Annotated in this window: 16 protein-coding genes; 9 read left to right on the forward strand and 7 right to left on the reverse strand. The window is 71.0% G+C overall.

Annotated elements, in window-relative coordinates; all coding sequences use genetic code 11:
* Positions 1-5: 5 nt before the first annotated feature.
* Together ACWDSJ_RS07180 and ACWDSJ_RS07185 are read right to left on the reverse strand one after the other, a co-directional pair.
* Positions 6-419: a roadblock/LC7 domain-containing protein gene (locus ACWDSJ_RS07180; RefSeq protein ID WP_011207200.1), complete on the reverse strand. Its 414-nt coding sequence runs from the start codon at positions 417-419 to the stop codon at positions 6-8.
* Complete coding sequence (locus ACWDSJ_RS07185; RefSeq protein WP_450029935.1) at positions 416-4504, reverse strand: ATP-binding protein; 4089 nt, start codon at positions 4502-4504, stop codon at positions 416-418. Before ACWDSJ_RS07185 ends, ACWDSJ_RS07180 begins: the two co-directional genes overlap by 4 nt.
* Positions 4505-4822: 318 nt before the next feature.
* On the opposite strand from ACWDSJ_RS07185, the gene ACWDSJ_RS07190 reads away from it, so the two are divergent.
* The 6 genes from ACWDSJ_RS07190 to ACWDSJ_RS07215 all read left to right on the forward strand — a co-directional run bounded on the left by ACWDSJ_RS07190 (position 4823) and on the right by ACWDSJ_RS07215 (position 11291).
* Complete coding sequence (locus ACWDSJ_RS07190; protein WP_450029937.1) at positions 4823-6898, forward strand: AMP-binding protein; 2076 nt, start codon at positions 4823-4825, stop codon at positions 6896-6898.
* Positions 6899-7024: 126 nt separating this feature from the next.
* On the forward strand, positions 7025-7432 hold the full coding sequence (locus tag ACWDSJ_RS07195; RefSeq protein WP_450029939.1) for a hemophore-related protein: 408 nt from the start codon (positions 7025-7027) through the stop codon (positions 7430-7432).
* A gap of 151 nt (positions 7433-7583) precedes the next feature.
* Positions 7584-7964, forward strand: a complete 381-nt coding sequence (locus ACWDSJ_RS07200; RefSeq protein ID WP_450029941.1) for a hemophore-related protein — start codon at positions 7584-7586, stop codon at positions 7962-7964.
* Positions 7965-7992: 28 nt separating this feature from the next.
* Entirely contained in the window at positions 7993-8706 is a 714-nt protein-coding gene (locus ACWDSJ_RS07205) for a response regulator transcription factor (RefSeq protein WP_387367861.1), read from the forward strand.
* Entirely contained in the window at positions 8703-10094 is a 1392-nt protein-coding gene (locus ACWDSJ_RS07210) for a sensor histidine kinase (RefSeq protein WP_450029943.1), read from the forward strand. The genes ACWDSJ_RS07205 and ACWDSJ_RS07210 overlap by 4 nt, the downstream gene beginning before the upstream one ends.
* Positions 10095-10121: 27 nt before the next feature.
* A complete protein-coding gene (locus tag ACWDSJ_RS07215; RefSeq protein WP_450029945.1) occupies positions 10122-11291 on the forward strand; it encodes a hypothetical protein in 1170 nt (389 codons plus the stop codon).
* Here ACWDSJ_RS07215 and ACWDSJ_RS07220 read toward each other — a convergent pair whose 3' ends face one another.
* Positions 11292-11654 (reverse strand): FKBP-type peptidyl-prolyl cis-trans isomerase, encoded by a 363-nt coding sequence (locus ACWDSJ_RS07220; RefSeq protein ID WP_387367853.1) that lies wholly within the window; start codon positions 11652-11654, stop codon positions 11292-11294.
* 119 nt (positions 11655-11773) lie between these two features.
* On the opposite strand from ACWDSJ_RS07220, the gene ACWDSJ_RS07225 reads away from it, so the two are divergent.
* On the forward strand, positions 11774-12577 hold the full coding sequence (locus ACWDSJ_RS07225; protein ID WP_450029948.1) for a TrmH family RNA methyltransferase: 804 nt from the start codon (positions 11774-11776) through the stop codon (positions 12575-12577).
* A complete protein-coding gene (locus ACWDSJ_RS07230; protein ID WP_387367847.1) occupies positions 12574-12861 on the forward strand; it encodes a DUF2537 domain-containing protein in 288 nt (95 codons plus the stop codon). Before ACWDSJ_RS07225 ends, ACWDSJ_RS07230 begins: the two co-directional genes overlap by 4 nt.
* On the opposite strand, the gene ACWDSJ_RS07235 is transcribed toward ACWDSJ_RS07230, so the two are convergent.
* From ACWDSJ_RS07235 to serC, 3 genes are all read right to left on the reverse strand, one after another.
* On the reverse strand, positions 12858-13595 hold the full coding sequence (locus ACWDSJ_RS07235; RefSeq protein WP_450029950.1) for a DUF6928 family protein: 738 nt from the start codon (positions 13593-13595) through the stop codon (positions 12858-12860). The two genes, ACWDSJ_RS07230 and ACWDSJ_RS07235, sit on opposite strands and share 4 nt — an antisense overlap.
* A 156-nt stretch (positions 13596-13751) precedes the next feature.
* Entirely contained in the window at positions 13752-14819 is a 1068-nt protein-coding gene (gene sepH / locus ACWDSJ_RS07240) for a septation protein SepH (RefSeq protein ID WP_450029952.1), read from the reverse strand.
* A gap of 135 nt (positions 14820-14954) precedes the next feature.
* Positions 14955-16082: a phosphoserine transaminase gene (gene serC, locus ACWDSJ_RS07245; protein WP_450029954.1), complete on the reverse strand. Its 1128-nt coding sequence runs from the start codon at positions 16080-16082 to the stop codon at positions 14955-14957.
* A 126-nt stretch (positions 16083-16208) separates the two neighbouring features.
* On the opposite strand from serC, the gene ACWDSJ_RS07250 reads away from it, so the two are divergent.
* Positions 16209-16850, forward strand: coding sequence for a hypothetical protein (locus tag ACWDSJ_RS07250; protein ID WP_450029956.1), 642 nt, complete (start codon positions 16209-16211; stop codon positions 16848-16850).
* Here ACWDSJ_RS07250 and ACWDSJ_RS07255 read toward each other — a convergent pair.
* Positions 16837-17718: a polysaccharide deacetylase family protein gene (locus tag ACWDSJ_RS07255; protein ID WP_450029958.1), complete on the reverse strand. Its 882-nt coding sequence runs from the start codon at positions 17716-17718 to the stop codon at positions 16837-16839. The two genes, ACWDSJ_RS07250 and ACWDSJ_RS07255, sit on opposite strands and share 14 nt — an antisense overlap.
* Positions 17719-17747: the final 29 nt, after the last annotated feature.

Raw genomic sequence — 17747 nt, forward strand, 5'->3', positions numbered from 1 at the left:
CACCATCAGGAACCCATCGTGACGCGAGGCGTGGCCTGTACTGTCTGGCCAACCCGCTCGACCAACAACGCCATCTCGTATCCCACCTGCCCGATGTCGCAGGACGTATTGGTGAGGACCGCGAGGTAGGAACCGTCGCCGACCGCCATCAGCAATAGGTAGCCGTGTTCCATCTCGACCACCGACTGCAATACCGTGCCGCCTTCGAACAGGTTCGACACGCCCACCGAGAGGCTGGCCAGTCCCGCGGTCACAGCCGACAGCTGTTCGGCGCGGTCCACGGGCAACTGAGCGCTCGCGGCCATCAACAGACCGTCCGCCGAAACCAGCACGGCATGAGCGACGCCCGGAACCTCGTTGGCGAAGTTCGAAACCAGCCAATCCAGCTGACGGTTCGTACCACCTAGATCGGGGTTCATCGGTCTCCTTTATCTCCGGTTAGGTTCATTGCTCTCATTGCGCGGCCATCCCGGACGCCCTGCTGGTGACGACTCAGACTTGACCTGATGGATTCTGGGTCACGACGCGGCGCACGGTCGGCGGTTCCGGTGACGCCACCGGGAACGAGCCGATTGCCGGGATCACGCTGCGGCAGCCCGGCGGCCGTCCGCTTCTCCGGTTGCGCCTCCACCGCGCGCCGGGCGGCCTGCCAGCCCTCGTCACCCGGTGATTCGAAGGAGGCGGCCACCTGGGACCGGTCCGGATTCGGATCGGACAGCCAGGCCGACATCATCTCCGCGAAGATCGGGCTGTCGGCCGAGGCGCTCGACTCGACCGTGGGCTGCAAGCGGGTCTGGAAGAACGCGGCCGTCTTCTCCGGGTTGGACCGGAAGCTGTGGCGGCCGCGTTCGCGTCCACCGTCACCGGCGTCGGCGGCGGGCCGCTCCGGCGCCGGACGCTCTGCCTTCGGCAGGCTCAGGCCCGGGGTGGGCGCGGGGCGCGGCGGCAACCCTGCGCCCGGCTGACGCTGCGGCAACCCGCCCGCGGCGGAATGCCGGGGCGCGGAATCGCCGGAGTCCCGCTGCGGCAGACCGTTGGCGCTCCGCTGCGGGAGGCCGTTCGCGCCGGGTTCCCGTTGCGGCAGACCGGTTTTGCCCGCCTCACGCTGCGGCAGCCCGGTCGCCCCGGCCGCCCGCTGCGGTAGGCCGGTATCGGACGTGCCCCGCTGCGGTAGACCGGGGATCGAACTGTCGCGCTGCGGGAGGCCCGTATCGGACGTGTTCCGCTGCGGTAGGCCGGTGGCCGAGGTGTCGCGCTGGGGTAGGCCGGTGTCGGACGTGCCGCGCTGGGGTAGGCCGGAGTCGGTCAGGCCGCGGCGCGGCAGGCCCGATTCGGTGGAACCGCGTTGCGGGAGGCCCGATTCGGTCGAGCCGCGCTGCGGGAGGCCCGAACCACGCTGGGGCAGGCCCGTTTCGGATGTGCCACGTTGCGGCAGTCCGGATTCGGTCGAACCACGCTGCGGGAGACCGGATTCCGATGTGCTTCGCTGCGGGAGGCCCGATTCGGTGGAACCACGCTGCGGCAGGCCCGAACCACGCTGGGGCAGACCGGTTTCCGGGGCGCCACGCTGCGGCAAGCCCGAGCCACGTTGCGGCAGGCCCGTTTCGGAGGCGCCGCGTTGCGGGAGGCCCGACTCGGTCGAACCCCGCTGCGGCAGACCCGAGTCCGTCGTCCCGCGTTGCGGTAGACCCGATTCGGTCGTCCCGCGCTGGGGCAAACCCGATTCCGTCGTCCCGCGCTGGGGCAGACCCGACTCCGTCGTCCCGCGTGGGGGCAGGCTGATCGATCCGGAGTCCCGGGGCGGCAACCCGGATTCGGGGGCACCGCGCTGTGGCAGGCCCGATCCGGTGGCGCCGCGCTGCGGCAGGCTGATCGCGCCCGAGTCGCGGGGCGGGATGCCCGTCTCACCCGAAACGCGTTGGGGCAGGCCGGTTTCGGAGCCGCCGCGCTGCGGCAGGCCGGGGGTGGCGTCGGGTCCGGCCGCGCCGGGTTCGCGTTGCGGCAGGCCGCTGTTGCCGAGGCCGCGCGGCGGAAGACCGTTGGCGCCCGGTTGCCGCTGGGGCAGGCCGCCCGCGCCCGGCTCCCGCGGCGGCGGGCCACCGGCCGGTCCGGCCGCACCCGGGTCGCGTTGCGGGAGACCGGAACCGCCACGCGGGGGCGGACCACCGGCGCTCGGCTCCCGCGGCGGAAGACCGTTCGCGCCGGGCTGACGCTGCGGCAGGCCGCCCTTGTCGGGGTCGCCCGGGCGGGCGTCGGCGAGACCGTGCCGCACGGTCGGTCCGTTCGCGCCGGGCTGGCGCTGGGGCAGTCCGCCCGCCGCGGCCGAACCCGGCTGCCGCTGCGGCAGGCCACCCGCGGCGGCGGGGGCCGCCGGTGCGCCGCCGGGCGCGGGCGCACCCGGACGTTCCCCGCGCTCACCGGCCGGAATCGGCCCGCTCACACCGGGATCCACGGTCACCATGACATTGCCGCTCGGCGTGCGGGTGACCGCGCGCATCTGCATGGCGGCCGCCGCGCTCGGCCGCTGCTGCGGCTGCTGGCCCTGCGGACCCTGCGGTCCCGGCGCCTGCCGGGTCGGCTGCTGTTGCTGCTGCGGCGGAACGGTCAGCGCGCTGCCGCCCGGGGCCACGATGAGCGAACCGGGCACGTGCACGGTCACGGTCACGCCGGGATCGCGCGCGGTGTCGAAGGTCGACCGCAGCCGCACCGACAGCCCGTGCCGCTCGGCCAACCGGCCGACCACGAACAGACCCATGTGGCGCGCGGTGTCCGGACCGACCTCGGCGGTGGACGCCAGGCGGCGGTTGATGACCTCCATCTCGGCCGGGGGCATACCGATGCCGCGGTCGGCGACCTCGATCAGCAGCCCCTGGTCGTCGGCCTGGGCGAAGGTGAACTTGACGTCGGTCTCCGGCGGCGAGGCGCGCAGCGCGTTGTCGAGCAGCTCGGCGAACAGGTGCGCCATATCGGAGGCGGCCGGTTCGGTGATCGCGCCGCGCGGGGTCGCGCCCAGCTTGACGCGCTCGTAGTCCTCGACCTCGGAGATGGCCGCGCGCAGCACGTCGGCGATCTCGACCGGCGCGGACTTGGTCCGGCGCTGCCGGGTACCGGCGAGGATCAGCAGGTTGTCGCCGTTGCGGCGCATGCGGGCCGCGAGGTGGTCCAGCCGGAACAGGTTCTCCAGCAGGCGCGGGTCCTTCTCGTCGTACTCCATCGCCTCGATGAGCGAGAGCTGATGGTCGACAAGGGATTTCGAGCGCCGGGCCAGGGTCTCGAACATGTCGTTGACCTGGGTACGCATGGCGGCCTGATCGGCGGCCAGGCGCAGCGCCTGCCCGTGGATGTCGTCGACCGCGCGGGCCAGCTGGCCGATCTCCTCGTCGGTGTGCACCGGCATCGGTTCCAGCGGCACGTCCTCCGGGCTCGCGCCGTCACGCAGGCGGGCCACCTCGTGGCCGAGGTCGTGCTCGGCGACGCGCAGCGCGGCCAGGCGCAGCTTGCGCAGCGGCACGATCATCGACCGGGCCATGATCACCGCGAGCACGAGGGCCGCGAGGATGGTGAGCACGACGATCACCGCGTAGCGGATGGCGCCGAAGCGGGCGTCGTCGGCCAGCGCGTTGACACGCGTCATGACGTCGGCGCTGGATTTGTCGACGATCTTCTGATATTGGTCCAGGCTGTCCACCGAGGACTGCCGCAGATCCTGCAACGGGATCTGCCCGGTCGCCACCTGCGGGCTGGACAGCAGCTGGATGCGGTTGTTCACCAGCTGGTTCAGATCCGTGATGATCGGATCGTTGTCCGGGTACCGGTGGGCCATGATGCCGAGCATCTGCCGTTCGGTGTTGCCCGCGATCAGCGCGTTCTGTACGGCGTCCTTGACGCCCGCGGGATTGCGCAGCGCCTCGGCCAGCGCCGCGCTCTCCTGGACCATCACCGCGCGGGTGTTCAGCGCGTCGATCAGGCGGAGCTTGGACTCCTCGACCTTCGGGTCGGAGATGGTGGAGGTGATCGCCTCCGCGGTGCGGACGCTGTTCTGGCGGATCGCCTCTTCCTGGTTGATGGCGTCCTGGATCGACTTCGAGGGCATCGTGCCCTGCTGCCGGATCGCCTTGGAGCCCGCGATCATCTGATCGAGCGCGGTGCGACCACCGGCCACGCCGTCCAGGCGCGGGGCGGCCTTCTCGGCCGCGGCGATCGCGCCGTCCAGCGCGGTCAGGTCCGCGTCCTGCACCAGGGACTGGGTGGGGCTGAGCATGATCATCTGCTCGACCGCGACGACACCCTGCTGAGCACTCAGGCCGGTGACGGCCGGAATCGCCTGGACGTGCTTGACGGCGTCGGAGAGCTCGCTCGAGTCCCCGAACTGTGCCGCAATCCTGGATGCTCCGAGCACCACCGCGACGAGGAGGGGCACGGCCAGGACCGCCGTAACCTTCCAGCGCAGGTCCCAGTTGCTAAGCGCCCAACGCTTGTTGCCGGACCTAGCGGCGTCACGCATCTCCCACTCACTTTCCAAACTGGCCCCAGCCACGCGCCATCAGCGAGCCTCCGCGATCGCACGCGCGGCTCGGCAGGCAGTGCGGGCCGAGAACTGCGGCTGGCCGAGAAATTGCGTCCATGACGGCCGAAATATGTGACATGCGATTCTAACGGATCAATAACTTCTTGTGTGACCTCTGGGCAACTACCGGCCGGTGACCTGCCGGTTTCAGGCAAAATCGAAGGTCGCGGCGTCCGCCCGGACGTCGCGTGAAGTCTGCCACAATCAGGCTGATCTATCGAGGCGGGCATCGATGCGAGGCAGGGAGTCACACGGTTGAAGGCGAAGCAGGAGTACCGGCCTACCTACCAGACGAGCCTGGTCGATCCCTCCGACTTCTGGCGTTCCGCCGCTGACTCCATCACCTGGGATGTCCCGCCCGAAACGATCCTGGACAGCACCGCCCGTCCGACGGCCCGCTGGTTTCCGGACGCTCGCCTGAACACCTCCTACAACGCTCTCGACCGTCATGTGCGCGATCTCACATCGGAAGAGGACTCGACAGGAGCCGACTCCCTCGGACCGACCGGCGGCCGCGCCGACCAACCGGCCCTAATATATGACTCCGCTATGACGGGCGCCACACGCGTCTACACATACGCCGAATTGCTCGACGAGGTGGCCACTTTCGCGGGCGCGATGCTGCGGCTCGGGGTGCGGACCGGGGACCGGGTCGTCATCTACATGCCGATGATCCCCGAGGCGGTCGTCGCCATGCTGGCCTGCGCCCGGATCGGGGCGGTGCACTCGGTGGTGTTCGGCGGGTTCGCCGCGCACGAGCTGGCCGCGCGCATCGATGACGCGCAGCCCGTGCTGATCGTGACCGCCTCGGGCGGGCTGGAGCCCAACAAGCGCGTCGAGTACCCGCCGATCGTGTTGCAGGCGCTGGATCTCGCGCGGATCGCCGCGCCGCGGCACGTGGTGGTCAAGCAGCGGCCGGGTTTCGACGTCATCCGGTTCAGCCTGTCCACCGAGCACCTACCGGGGCACACGGAAACCGTTGCGGCGCAATGGCTGGACTGGTCGGACATGATCCGCGACGCCGAGCCCGCCGATCCGGTCCCGCTGGCGGCGACCGATCCGCTCTACATCCTCTACACCTCGGGCACCACGGGGAAGCCCAAGGGCGTGGTGCGCGACAACGGCGGGCACGCGGTCGCGCTGGCCTGGTCCATGCGCAACATCTACGACGTCGGCCCCGGCCGGATCATGTTGACCACCTCCGATATCGGCTGGGTGGTCGGACACTCCTACATCGTCTACGCCCCGCTGCTGGTGGGCGCGACGACCGTGCTCTACGAGGGCAAACCGGTCGGTACCCCGGACGCGAGCGCGTTCTGGCGGCTGGTGGAACGGCACGGGGTGCATGTGATGTTCACCGCGCCGACCGCGCTGCGGGCCATTCGCCGGGCCGATCCGGACGCCGCGGCCGCGCACCGCCACGATCTGTCCACGCTGCGCGCGCTGTTCTGCGCCGGGGAGCGGCTCGATCCGGCCACCTACGAGTGGGCCCGCGACACGCTGCTGGCCGATCGACCCGACTGCCCGGTCGTCGATCACTGGTGGCAGACCGAGACCGGGTGGCCGATCTGCGCGGATCCCCTTGGGCTGCAAGAACTTCCGATCAAACCGGGTTCGGCGTCGGTACCGGTGCCGGGCTATCGGCTGCGGGTGCTGGACTACGAGGGCGACGCGGTGCCCACCGGCACCGAGGGCAATATCGTGATCGGCCTGCCGCTGCCGCCGGGCACGCTGACCGGGTTGTGGGGCGACGACGAACGGTTCACCCGCTCGTATCTGTCGGCGTTCCCGGGCCACTATCTGACCGGCGACTCCGGCTACTTCGACGAGGACGGCTATCTCTACGTCCTGGGCCGCAGCGACGACGTGATCAACATGGCCGGGCACCGGCTGTCGGCGGGCGGTATCGAGGCCGCGGTCGCCGGGCATCCCGCGGTCGCCGAATGCGCGGTCATCGGCGTCTCCGACGAGCTCAAGGGGCAGCGGCCGATCGCGTACGTGGTGCTCAAGAGCGACGCCGACGTGGCGTACGAGCGGCTGCGGGAGGAACTGGTCGCGCGGGTCCGAGAGCAGATCGGGGCGATCGCGACCCTGCACGACGTGGTGATCGTCCAGGCGCTGCCCAAGACGCGTTCGGGAAAGATCCTGCGCCGCACCATGCGTCAGATCGCCTCCGGGGAGACCTGGGAGATGCCCGCGACCATCGAGAACCCCGCCGTGCTGGTGGCCCTCGAGGATCAGATCCTCGCGGCCCGCGCCGACGCGGCCGATCCGGCCGGCGAGGTGACCGACAACGACAGCGCGCCCGACGGCGAGACCGTCGCGCCCTGATCACACCCTCATGGATTTCTTAGCGTCCGCGCCGGTGTCGCTTCCCCGGCTCGGTCCCCCGCGGTCGTAGGGTCTGCGCGACGAAAGAGGTAGTTCCGCAGACGTTTCGGACGAAAGGGACCATTCATGATCTCGTCGCGTGCTCGATTCACTCGGACGGCTCTCACCCTCGGCGGATTCGCCGCCGCCACCACCCTGCTCGCGGGCACCGCCGCGGCCGACTCGCTGGACATCATGGAACCGGTGCTGACCTCGAGCTGCTCCTTCGATCAGGTCGACCGGGCCATGCACGACGATCCGGTGGCCTCGATGCTCGCCGAGGAACTGGACAAGACACCCGGCAAGCGCGAGGAGTTGAAGGCCATCCTCGACACCCCGCTGGACCAGCGGCAGGAGAAGATCGCGGCGCATCGCGCGGAGGTCGAACAGCGCATCCAGTCCGATCCGGAGGCGGCCAGGGTCGCCAACGACCCTCGGCTGGCCGAGTTGCGCGGGGTGTTCGAGAAGGTGGCCGAGGACTGCAAGACCAAGTGACGGCCCTCACACTTTTCTCACGATTGGTTCACAACCCGATCAGACGGGGAGCCTAACGTCGAATCGCCCGTAGCGCGGCGGACGCGGGACCGGGTCCCGCCCGAGCCCGCTCCGTCGCGGCGGGAGACAACCGATCGAAAGGCTGTACCCGATGATTGCGCGTACCCGATTCGCCCTCACCACCCTGGCCGCCGGGGCTCTCACCGGCGTCGCCGTGCTGCTGCCCGGCGCCGCCTCGGCCGCCCCGATGGATCAGCTCGCCCCGCTGCTGAACTCGACCTGCTCCTTCGCCCAGGTCGACGCCGCCCTGCACGATCAGGCGCCGCAGCTGGCGTCGGCACTGGATGCCAACCCGAACGCCAAGGCCCAGCTGAAGGCGGCCTTCGACCAGCCCATCGACCAGCGCCGGGCGCAGGCCGAGCAGTACCTGGCCGAGCATCCCGACCAGGTCCAGCAGGCCCAGAACGATCCGCGGGCAGCGCAGGCCCAGCAGTTGATCCAGCGGCTCGCCGACACCTGCGCCAACTACTGATCCAGCTCGCTATGACCACAATGGACCCGTGACGAGCGAGCGTGAGACTCCGACGGTCCTGCTGGTCGACGACGACGAGGACCTGCTGGCCTCGGTGGAGCGCGGCCTGCGCCTGTCCGGTTTCCGGGTGTTGATCGCCCGCGACGGCGCGGCCGCGCTCCGCTGTGTGGGTGAGCAGTCCCCTGACGCCATCGTGCTCGATATGAACATGCCGGTCCTCGACGGCGCGGGCGTGGTCACCGCGCTGCGGGCCATGGGCAACGAGGTGCCGATCTGCGTGCTGTCCGCGCGCAGTTCGGTCGACGACCGCATCGCGGGCCTGGAGTCGGGGGCCGACGACTATCTGGTCAAACCGTTCGTGCTGGCGGAGCTGGTGGCCCGGATCAAGGCGCTGCTGCGCCGCCGCGCCGATCCGGCCGCGGCCTCCCCCGAGCCGACCGACTCGATCACCGTCGGTCCGCTCGAGGTCGACGAGGCGGGATACCGCGCGCTGCTGCACGGCCGCGAGATCGAGCTCACCAAGCGGGAATTCGAGCTGCTGTCCACGCTGGCGCGCAACGCGGGCGTGGTGCTGAGCCGGGAGCGGCTGCTGGAACTGGTGTGGGGCTACGACTTCGCCGCCGACACCAATGTGGTCGACGTGTTCGTCGGCTATCTGCGCCGCAAGCTGGAGAGCGACGGCACGCCGCGGCTGCTGCACACCATCCGGGGCGTGGGCTTCGTGCTTCGGACCCCGAAATGACCTGGCGGACAAGGTTTCTCCGCCGCCGCGGTCATTCGTACTCGCTGCGCACCCGGGTGGCGGCGGCGGCCGCGCTGGGCGCGTTCATCATCACCGCCGTGCTGAGCTGGGTCTCGGTGCAGGCGCTCGAGCGCAACAACATCGCGCACGCCGATCAGGAACTGACCCTGGCCTCACGGGTGGTTCTGCTGCAACCGGTGCTCGCGGTCGGGCTGCTGTCGTTCGTGGGGCCGAATCAGGACATCGCGGTCACCGTCCGCGCCGACGGGGCGGTGCTGGCGACCACGAGTATGCGGCTGCCCGAGCTGACCCCGGGGTCGCACACCCTCACCATCGACGGGACGCCGTGGCGGGTGCTGACCACCGCGGCGAATCAGCCCGCGGGACACGTTGTCTCCCTGGGCATTCCGCTCACCGAGGCGTATCGGACCACGGCCGATCAGCGGCGCTGGGTGCTGGGCGCGGCCGGGCTCGCGGTGGCGGCGGCGGCCGGGCTGGGCTGGGTGTTCGGCGGGCGCGCGGTGCGGCCGATCGCGGAGCTGACCCGGCAGGTCGGCGCGCGCAGCGGCACCGGCGAACCCGAGGCGCCGGTGGACGTGACCGGGGTGCGGGAGGCGGAACAGCTTGCGGAGGCGATCAATTCGCTGCTCTACCGCGTGCATCGGGCACAGGCGGCGACCGCGGCCGCGCTCGAGACCGCCCGCGATTTCGCGGCCGTCTCCGCCCACGAGCTGCGCACCCCGCTGACCGCCATGCGCACCGACCTCGAGGTGCTGCGCACACTGGATCTCGACGAGGCCCAGCGCGCGGAGATCCTCGCCGACCTGCATCGCGGTCAGGGCCGGGTGGAGGCGACGCTGTCGGCGCTGGAGCGGTTGGCGGCCGGCGAACTCGTCGACGAGCGCGATCACGTCGACACCGATGTCGCCGATCTCCTCGACAAGGCCGCGCACGACGCCATGCGGCACTTCCCCGAGCTGAAGGTGAGCATCGACACCGATCCGGAGTTGATCACCCGCGGCCTGCCCGCGGGGCTGCGGCTGGCCCTGGACAACGCGCTGGCGAATTCGGCGCGGCACGGGCGGGCGACGCGGGCGCTGGTGTCGGCGCACCGGCGGCCGGACGGATTCGTCGTGATCTCGGTCGACGACAACGGCGACGGCATCCCGCCCGAGGAACGCGCGGCGGTGTTCGACCGGTTCTTCCGCGGCAGCCGCGCGGGCAAGGGCGGATCCGGGCTGGGGCTGGCGCTGGTGGCCCAGCAGGCCCAATTGCACGGCGGGCGAGCCTGGTTCGACGACGGCACGCTGGGCGGGGTGCGCCTGGTCCTGGCGCTGCCGGATCGGCCGCCGACCCTTACCGAACCCTCAGACGGCCGCCACCCGTAGCGCAGGTCCGGGTCCTAGAGTCGGGCCGTGATCGGAAAACGCGCTCGCTGGATCCTTTTCGTGACCGCCGTCGTGGCCGTCGGCGCGCTCGCGGGCGGCCTGGTGTGGTGGCTGCGGCCCGCCGCCGCGCCGACCGCTCTCGCGCTGGTGAACGACGACACCGGTCCCACCGGGGCGCGGGTCGTGCAGGCGTTGCAGGGCAATGGAACCCACGAGTGGCACGCCGTGCGGGCGGCGGACGCGAGCACCGATCGCTACGCCGCGGTCGTCACGCTGCCCGCCGACCTGTCGTCCTCGGTCGACTCGCTCGCGACCGCGCAACCGCATCGGGCGCGGCTCACCGTCGCGACGAATCGCGACGCCGATCCGAATCTGGTGAACGACGCGGTGAACCAGGTCACCCAGCGCATCGGCGCGGCGGGCGTGGACGGCGCGCTGGCCGCCATGTCCTCGGCGCGCGGTTCGATGCAGCAGGCCGCCTTCACGACGCAGTTGCTGGGCGCCGGGGTGAACCTCGCCGCCGACGCGTCCGCCCAATTCGGCGGCGGGGCGCAGCAGATGCTCGGATTCCTCGACACCGCGAAATCCGGTGCGAGCCAATTGACCTCGGGCATCGGGCAATTGAACGACGCCCTCACCGCGGCCACGGCCCAGGCGAACAGCCTCGCCGCGACCCTCGACGCCACGGGACTGACGCTCGGGCAGATCGACGCGACCGCGAACACCGTGACCACCGGACTCGACCAGGTGCTGCCGCTGCTGCGCGCGCTACCGTTCGCGAGCGATCCGCGGCTGGCCGACGCCATCGCGAAACTCGATGCGCTGCACGGTGTTTCGAGCCAGGCCGGAACCCAGCTCGCCGGATTCGCCCAGCTCACCGGCAGCGGCACCGATCCCGGTACCCCGGTGGGCACCCTGCTGCGCGACGCCGCCGCCCGGCTGAGCGCCGCGGGCGCGCAACTGAACCAGGGCGCCGCGCTGGCCGCGCAGGTCCCGCAGCTCGCCGATCAGGGCGCGAGCCAGCTGACCGGCGCGCTGGCCGCCCTCTCGGGCGGGGTGACCCAGCTCCAGCAGATCGTGGCCAATCTGAGCGCGCAGACGGGAAAGGCGTTGGACGCCCTGCCCGCCCACAGCGGCTCGGCGCAGACCGCGATCGCTACCAATCTGAGCAATCCGGTGGATGTGGTGCGAGAGTGATCAGTTCACCACGTCGAGCAGGTCGATGACGAACACGAGGGTCTTGCCCGACAGCTGATGTCCCGCGCCCGCGGGGCCGTAGGCCTGCTCCGGCGGGATGGTGAGCTGACGGCGGCCGCCGACCTTCATACCCGGGATGCCGTCCTGCCAGCCCTGGATCAGGCCGCGCAGCGGGAAGGTGATGGCCTCGCCGCGGTTCCACGACGAATCGAACTCCTCGCCGGTGTCGTATTCGACGCCCACGTAGTGAACCTGCACGGTGCCGCCGGGGACCGCTTCGGCGCCGTCACCCTCCACCAGATCCTTGATCACCAGCTGGGTGGGGGCGGGGCCGTCCTGGAACTCGACTTCCGGCTTGGTCATGCGTCCTCTTCCGTTCGATGGGTAAAGCCGACGTAGGGTTCACCATATCGTTGCTCGCGAAACCTCTCGCACCGCCCGGGTGATCCTCCGCACGGTCGGAACGGGCAATATGGATGCTCGTGGCCGACGTGATCGACATCGAGGACCCCGCCGATCCCCGGGTCGCCGACTTCCGGGATCTCAACTCCGCGGATCGCCGCCCGGACCTGCCGGGCCGCAAGGGTCTGGTGATCGCGGAGGGCGCGGTGGTCGTGCGGCGCATGCTCGACTCGCGCTATCGGCCGTTCGCGCTGCTCGGCGTGGACCGCCGATTCGCCGAGCTGGCGGCCGATCTCGACGACGTGGACGTGCCGTACTACCGGGCCTCGGCGCAGGTCATGGCCGAGGTGGTCGGTTTCCATCTCAATCGCGGGGTGCTGGCCGCCGCGTACCGGCCGCCGGAGCGCGGCGTCGCGGAGGTGCTCGACGGGGCCCGGACCGTCGCCGTGCTGGAGGGCGTCAACGATCACGAGAACATCGGTTCGATCTTCCGCAACGCGGCCGGACTCGGCGCGGACGCGGTGCTGTTCGGCGACCGCTGCGCGGACCCGTTGTACCGCAGGGCGGTTCGCGTCTCGATGGGACATGTGCTGCGGGTGCCGTTCGCGCGCCTGCCGTCCTGGCCCGGCGGGCTCGGGTTGCTGCGCGAGCGCGGTTTCCGGATCATTGCCCTGACCCCGAATCCGGCCGCGGCGAACCTGGCGAGCGCGCTGACCGGCGACCGGGTGGCGCTGCTGCTCGGCGCCGAGGGACCCGGCCTGACCGAGGAGGCCATGCGCGCCACCGACATTCGCGCCCGGATCCCGATGTCGCCGGGCACCGATTCGCTGAACGTCGCCACCGCGGCCGCGATGGCCTTCTACGAAAGGGTGCGCACCTCGTGACCCCCTACCAGCCCGCCCCCGAGCCCACGCCCTGGGCGCCCGGCGTGGCCGTCGCCGTATTCGTCGCCGCGCTCACCGCCGCCGGGGTCTACTCCTTCGGATTCGCGCTGGCACAGGTGCATTGGACGCTCTCGGTCGCGGTCAACCTGATCGCCGTGGGCGGTGCGGCCCCGACCGCGTGGCGCTGGCGCACCACCCCGGTGACGCGCTGGGTCGTCGCCGGGCTCGCGGCCGGGGTGGGGCTGGGCTGGCTGGTGCTGCTGATCACCGCGATCGCGGCCTAGGACACCCGGTCCCGGCCGCGCAGCCAGCCGAACCAGCGTTTCCCGTTGGGCGCGGGCGCGATCGGTTCGGCCTCGGGCGCGAGCAGTGGCGGCGCCTCGCCCTTCGGGTAGAGGCTGAACCCGCAGACCTCGATCTCGTTGGGCCGCAACGGTTCCGGGCCCGTCCCGCCGTGATAGCGGAAGCCGAGCCACTCCTCGTTGGCCGCGTCGGCGAAGGCGGGCGGATCGAACGGCAGGATCTGCGGATCGGGCAGTTCCCCCGCGCGCAGCGGCACCGGATGCTCACCCGCCCAGAACGGCCGTTCCCACACCAGCGGCAGGCCGTCGTCCTGGAGGATGTTGACCCGGGTGGAGCTGAACGCCCGGCGGAATTCGCCGCGCTCCCAATGGGCGAACGCGCCCCAGCCGCGCGGGATGTCGAAGGCCACCAGATAGGTGTGCTCGGAGGCGAGCGGCCGCACCAGCGGTTCGGGCAGCAGCCGCGGATGGCCGAGCAGGGCCCGCGTGGTGCAGACGACCGTCACCCCCGGATAGCACCCGATGTACACCGAGCCGGGATCCGGTCCCGCCCAGACCTTCAGCGTGCCCGACGCGGCGGGCACCACGTCACGATCCGGATGCAGCTGTTTGGCGAGGGCGAACGCGGCCTCGGGATCGGGGTCCGGGTGGGCCCGCAGCACCGCGGCGGGATCCGGATCGTCGATGTACCACACGGACGACGCAGTAGACGGCACTCCCGACACCTCCCGGTACTGGTTCGGGCGGTGGTCCGGCCAAGGCCGGGCGCACACCCGATTTCCCGTGACCTGCTCGGAAGAAATCTACCTCTCGAACACGCCCGAAACCGCGAGGCTTCGCATACCGGACAGGCGTGTCCGCTCGAGTGTCCGTCAGTGACCGGAGCTGCGCACCCCGAGCAGCACGTCCTCCCAGGACGGCATGGGGGCCTTGCCGCGCTTGGGCTTCTTGGGCGCGGCCTTGGCGGGCTGCTGCGCGGTGGCGGCCGGGGCCGCGGGGGCGGGCTGTTCGGCGGCCGGGGCCGTCGCCTCCGGAGCGGGAGTCGAATCCGCCGCGGGCGCGGGCGGATTCGCGGGCGCGGGCGGCGCGGTCTTGGCCGGGGTGGCCTTGGCCGCCGGGGTGGCCTTGGCCGCGGGCGTGGACTTGGTGGCCGGGCTCGCGGGCGCCGTGGCGGCGACCGGAACCGCGGCGCCGCCCACCGCGGCCCGCTGCTCGTAGAACTCCGGTTCGGTATCGGTGGTCCGGGCCGGGGTGGCCGCGACCTCCTCGCGCGGGGCGGGGGTCGGCGGAACCGGTTCGACCGGTGCGGGTTCCGCGGCGGGCTCGGGCAGGATGGTGGCCAGACCGCGCAGCGCGCGACCGAAATCGGGATCGATCAGGTCGTTGGCCGGATCGTCCAGCGGGACAACCGAACCGCCGTGCGCGTCGGGCTGGTAGCGCCAGTGCGCGGCGATCACGGAACGGCCCGCCTGCCACTGCAATTGGGCCACCCAGTAGTTCTTCTCGTCCTTCCAGGCGTCCCACTCGGCGATGTCGATGTTGTGCCCGCGCTCGGCGAACGCGGCGGCCACGACATCGATGAGGGTCTCCACGGCCGGGCCGTCCTTGCGCACCGGATGGGCCTTCTGCGCCAGCTCCGCGGCCCGGGCGCGCTCGAGCAGCACCGGGTAGGCGAACCGCTCGACCCGGCTCGCGGGCATGCCGGACTCCTCGGTGACCTGTTCCACCGAGGCACCGGCCCGGATCCGAGCCTGGATATCGCGAGGACGCATCGTGGCTTCCGTTTCGATCTCGATCTGGCCGAATCGGGCAAGGTCGCCGCGGGCGGCGGCACGCAACTTCTCGTCGGTGGGCAGCCGGTACTTCTGCCCCGTCTCGGTATCGGCACACACGATATGCGCGGAATCGGGCGTCAATCCGATCACTCGAAGTTCACGCACCGTTACCTCCTTATCGCGCGCCCACTTATGGAACAGTAGTGCACTTCTGGGATTCGTGGGGCAAGACACGCGCGTGAGAATCCGGCGACGGACTCTCCCGCGCGCTAATCTGTTCTGCTTCCCCGAACCCGAAGGCTACCCGGCGATCTGCTCGACGACCCAGTCGACGCAGCGGGTGAGCTGGGAGACGTCGTCGGGATCGATGGCCGGGAACATGCCCACGCGCAGCTGGTTACGACCCAGCTTCCGGTACGGCTCGGTGTCGACGATCCCGTTGGCGCGCAACACCTTCGCGACCTGCGCGGCGTCCACCGAGTCGGCGAAGTCGATCGTGCCGACCACCTGCGAGCGATGCGCCGGATCCGCGACGAAGGGGGTGGCGAACTCGCTCGACTCGGCCCACGAGTACAGCCGCGAGGACGAGTCCAGCGTGCGCTTGACGGCCCAGTCCAGACCGCCGTTGCCGTTCAGCCATTCGATCTGATCGGCGAACAGCAACAGCGTGGCCAGCGCGGGGGTGTTGTAGGTCTGATCCTTGGTGCTGTTGTCCAAAGCGATGGGCAGCGACAGGAATTCGGGGGTGTAGCGACCCGAGTCCGCGATCTCGCTCACCCGCTCGAGCGCCTTCGGGCTCATCAGCGCGACCCACAGTCCGCCGTCCGCGGCGAAGCACTTCTGCGGGGCGAAGTAGTAGACGTCGGCGTCGGCGAGGTTCACCGGCAAACCACCGGCACCCGAGGTGGCGTCGATGGCGACGAGGGCGTTCTCCGACCCGGCCGGGCGCCGCACGGGAACCGCGACGCCGGTGGAGGTCTCGTTGTGCGCCCAGGCGATCACGTCGGCCGCGGGGTCGGCGGTCGGCTCGGGCGCGGTGCCCGGCTCGCTCGACACCACGATGGGGTCGCCGATGAACGGGTTCTTCTTGGCCACCGCGGCGAACTTCGAACTGAACTCGCCGTAGGTCAGGTGCAGCGAACGCTCCCGGATCAGACCGAACGCCGCGGCGTCCCAGAACGCGGTGGTGCCGCCGTTGCCGAGCACCACCTCGTAACCGTCGGGCAGCGAGAACAATTCGCGCAGGCCCGAACGCACCCGCGCGACCACGTCCTTGACGGGCTTCTGCCGATGGCTGGTGCCCATCACGGACGCGCCCACCTCGACGAGGGAGCGCAACTGCTCGGGCCGGACCTTGGACGGTCCGCAGCCGAACCGTCCGTCGGCGGGCAACAGATCGGCGGGAATGGTCGGGAACGCAGCGGTCATGGGCTCAAGCCTAGAGGTCGCCCGCGCTGATCACACCGTGGGGCACCCCCTGTGCGCCGGAACGATTTTTCATCTGCACGTCCATTTCCGGCGTGGCGCGGGCCATCCGCCAGCTACCGTTGCGCCATGAGCATGGTTGCCTCGGGCGGACCGGGCTTACTCGGCCGGTGGTCGACCCATTGCGCGCTCTCCCCCACCGCGCGCCGCGAACTGCTGCTGCGCGGTCTGGCCGGGACCGCGACGATCCTCGGCGTGCGCCCGCGGCGCACCGAACCCGGCCACCGCTTCTGGGTGCGCGTGCAGGTCGAGGGGCAGCCACCCTACGAGACCCGGGTGCGGCAGCGGGTGAGCGCGGCCGATCTGGCGGCCATGCAGCCCGGCGACGTGGTGGGCTGTCGCGTCGATCCCGGCGACCGCGACCGCCTCGTGCTCTACGTGCCGAGCCCGGAAGAGGCCACCCGCGTGAGCATTTCGAAGATCCTCGCCGACGGCCGCCGCGCCGACGCCACCGTGCTGGCCGCCACCCCGGTCGCCGCGGACTACTCCGGCCAGGACGATCCGGTGCTGCGACTGGATCTGGAGCTGCGCGCGTGGGACGAGTCCCGGCCGTGGCGGGTGCGGGTGATCCAGCCGGTGCCGCTGACCGCCATCGAACTGGTCGATCTGGGGCGGCATCTCGAGGTCGCGTTCTTCACCATCGATCGCGGCGAGTCGGTCGCGGTGGACTGGGCCGCCTCGCAGGAGGTCCAGCAGGTCAGGGAAGTTTGACGAATTCGTAGCCCTGCGCGCGCAGTTTGGGCAGCGCCACCAGCATGCCCGGCGCGGTGCCGGAGTTCGGCCGATGCATGTGCGCGATGCTGATCGCACCGGGCTCGACCTGACTCATGGCCTGCTGCACCTGCGCGGCCGAATAGGTCGCGCCCGCATCGGCATTGACGCTGAAGCCGACCGGCTGCTCCCCCAGATCGCGCACGATCGACACGGCCACCTCGTCGTAGTGGGCGGTGCCCGCGCGGAAGAAGCGCGGCGGGTGGCCGAGCAGAGCGGTGAGCGTCTCGTGGTTGCCCCACACCTCGTCGACCGCCTGCTGCGCGGACAGTGTGCCCGCGATGCCGTAGGCGGCATGGCCGTTCACCGACAGCGGGCAGTGCCGGGTGCCGTGATTGGCGAGTTCGAACAGCGGGTTGGCGGCGAGCCGCGCCGCGCGGCCCGGATCGAAGTCGATCCAGCGCTTGTTCAAAAACAGCGTCGCCGGAATCCGTTGCTGGATCAGGAAATTGATCAGCACATCGTTGATCTCGTCGTTGTCCGGTCCGCCGCAGGCGTCGAAGGTGAGCGCCATCTGTTTGCCCGCGGCCGGGACGGTGGTGAGGATGCCCGGCAGATCCATCCCCCACTGGTTGGGCTGGCGACCCGCGTAGCGGGCGGCGACATCGTCGGGAAGGGCCGTGGGCGCCACCGGAATCTTGGCCTGCACGGGATCGGCCGGGCCGAGGGCCGCGCCCGTCGGCGTCGCGGACGTGGTGCGCCGGACCGGCGAATCCCCTTGTGCCGCGGTACATCCCGCGACCAGACCGGCGGCCGCGGCCGCTCCCGCTGCCAGTAGTCCGCGCCGAGACAACGCCCTGTCCACCACGCGACCGGATGGTACGCGACGGGCGGGCG

The organism is Nocardia sp. NPDC003482 (assembly GCF_053588115.1).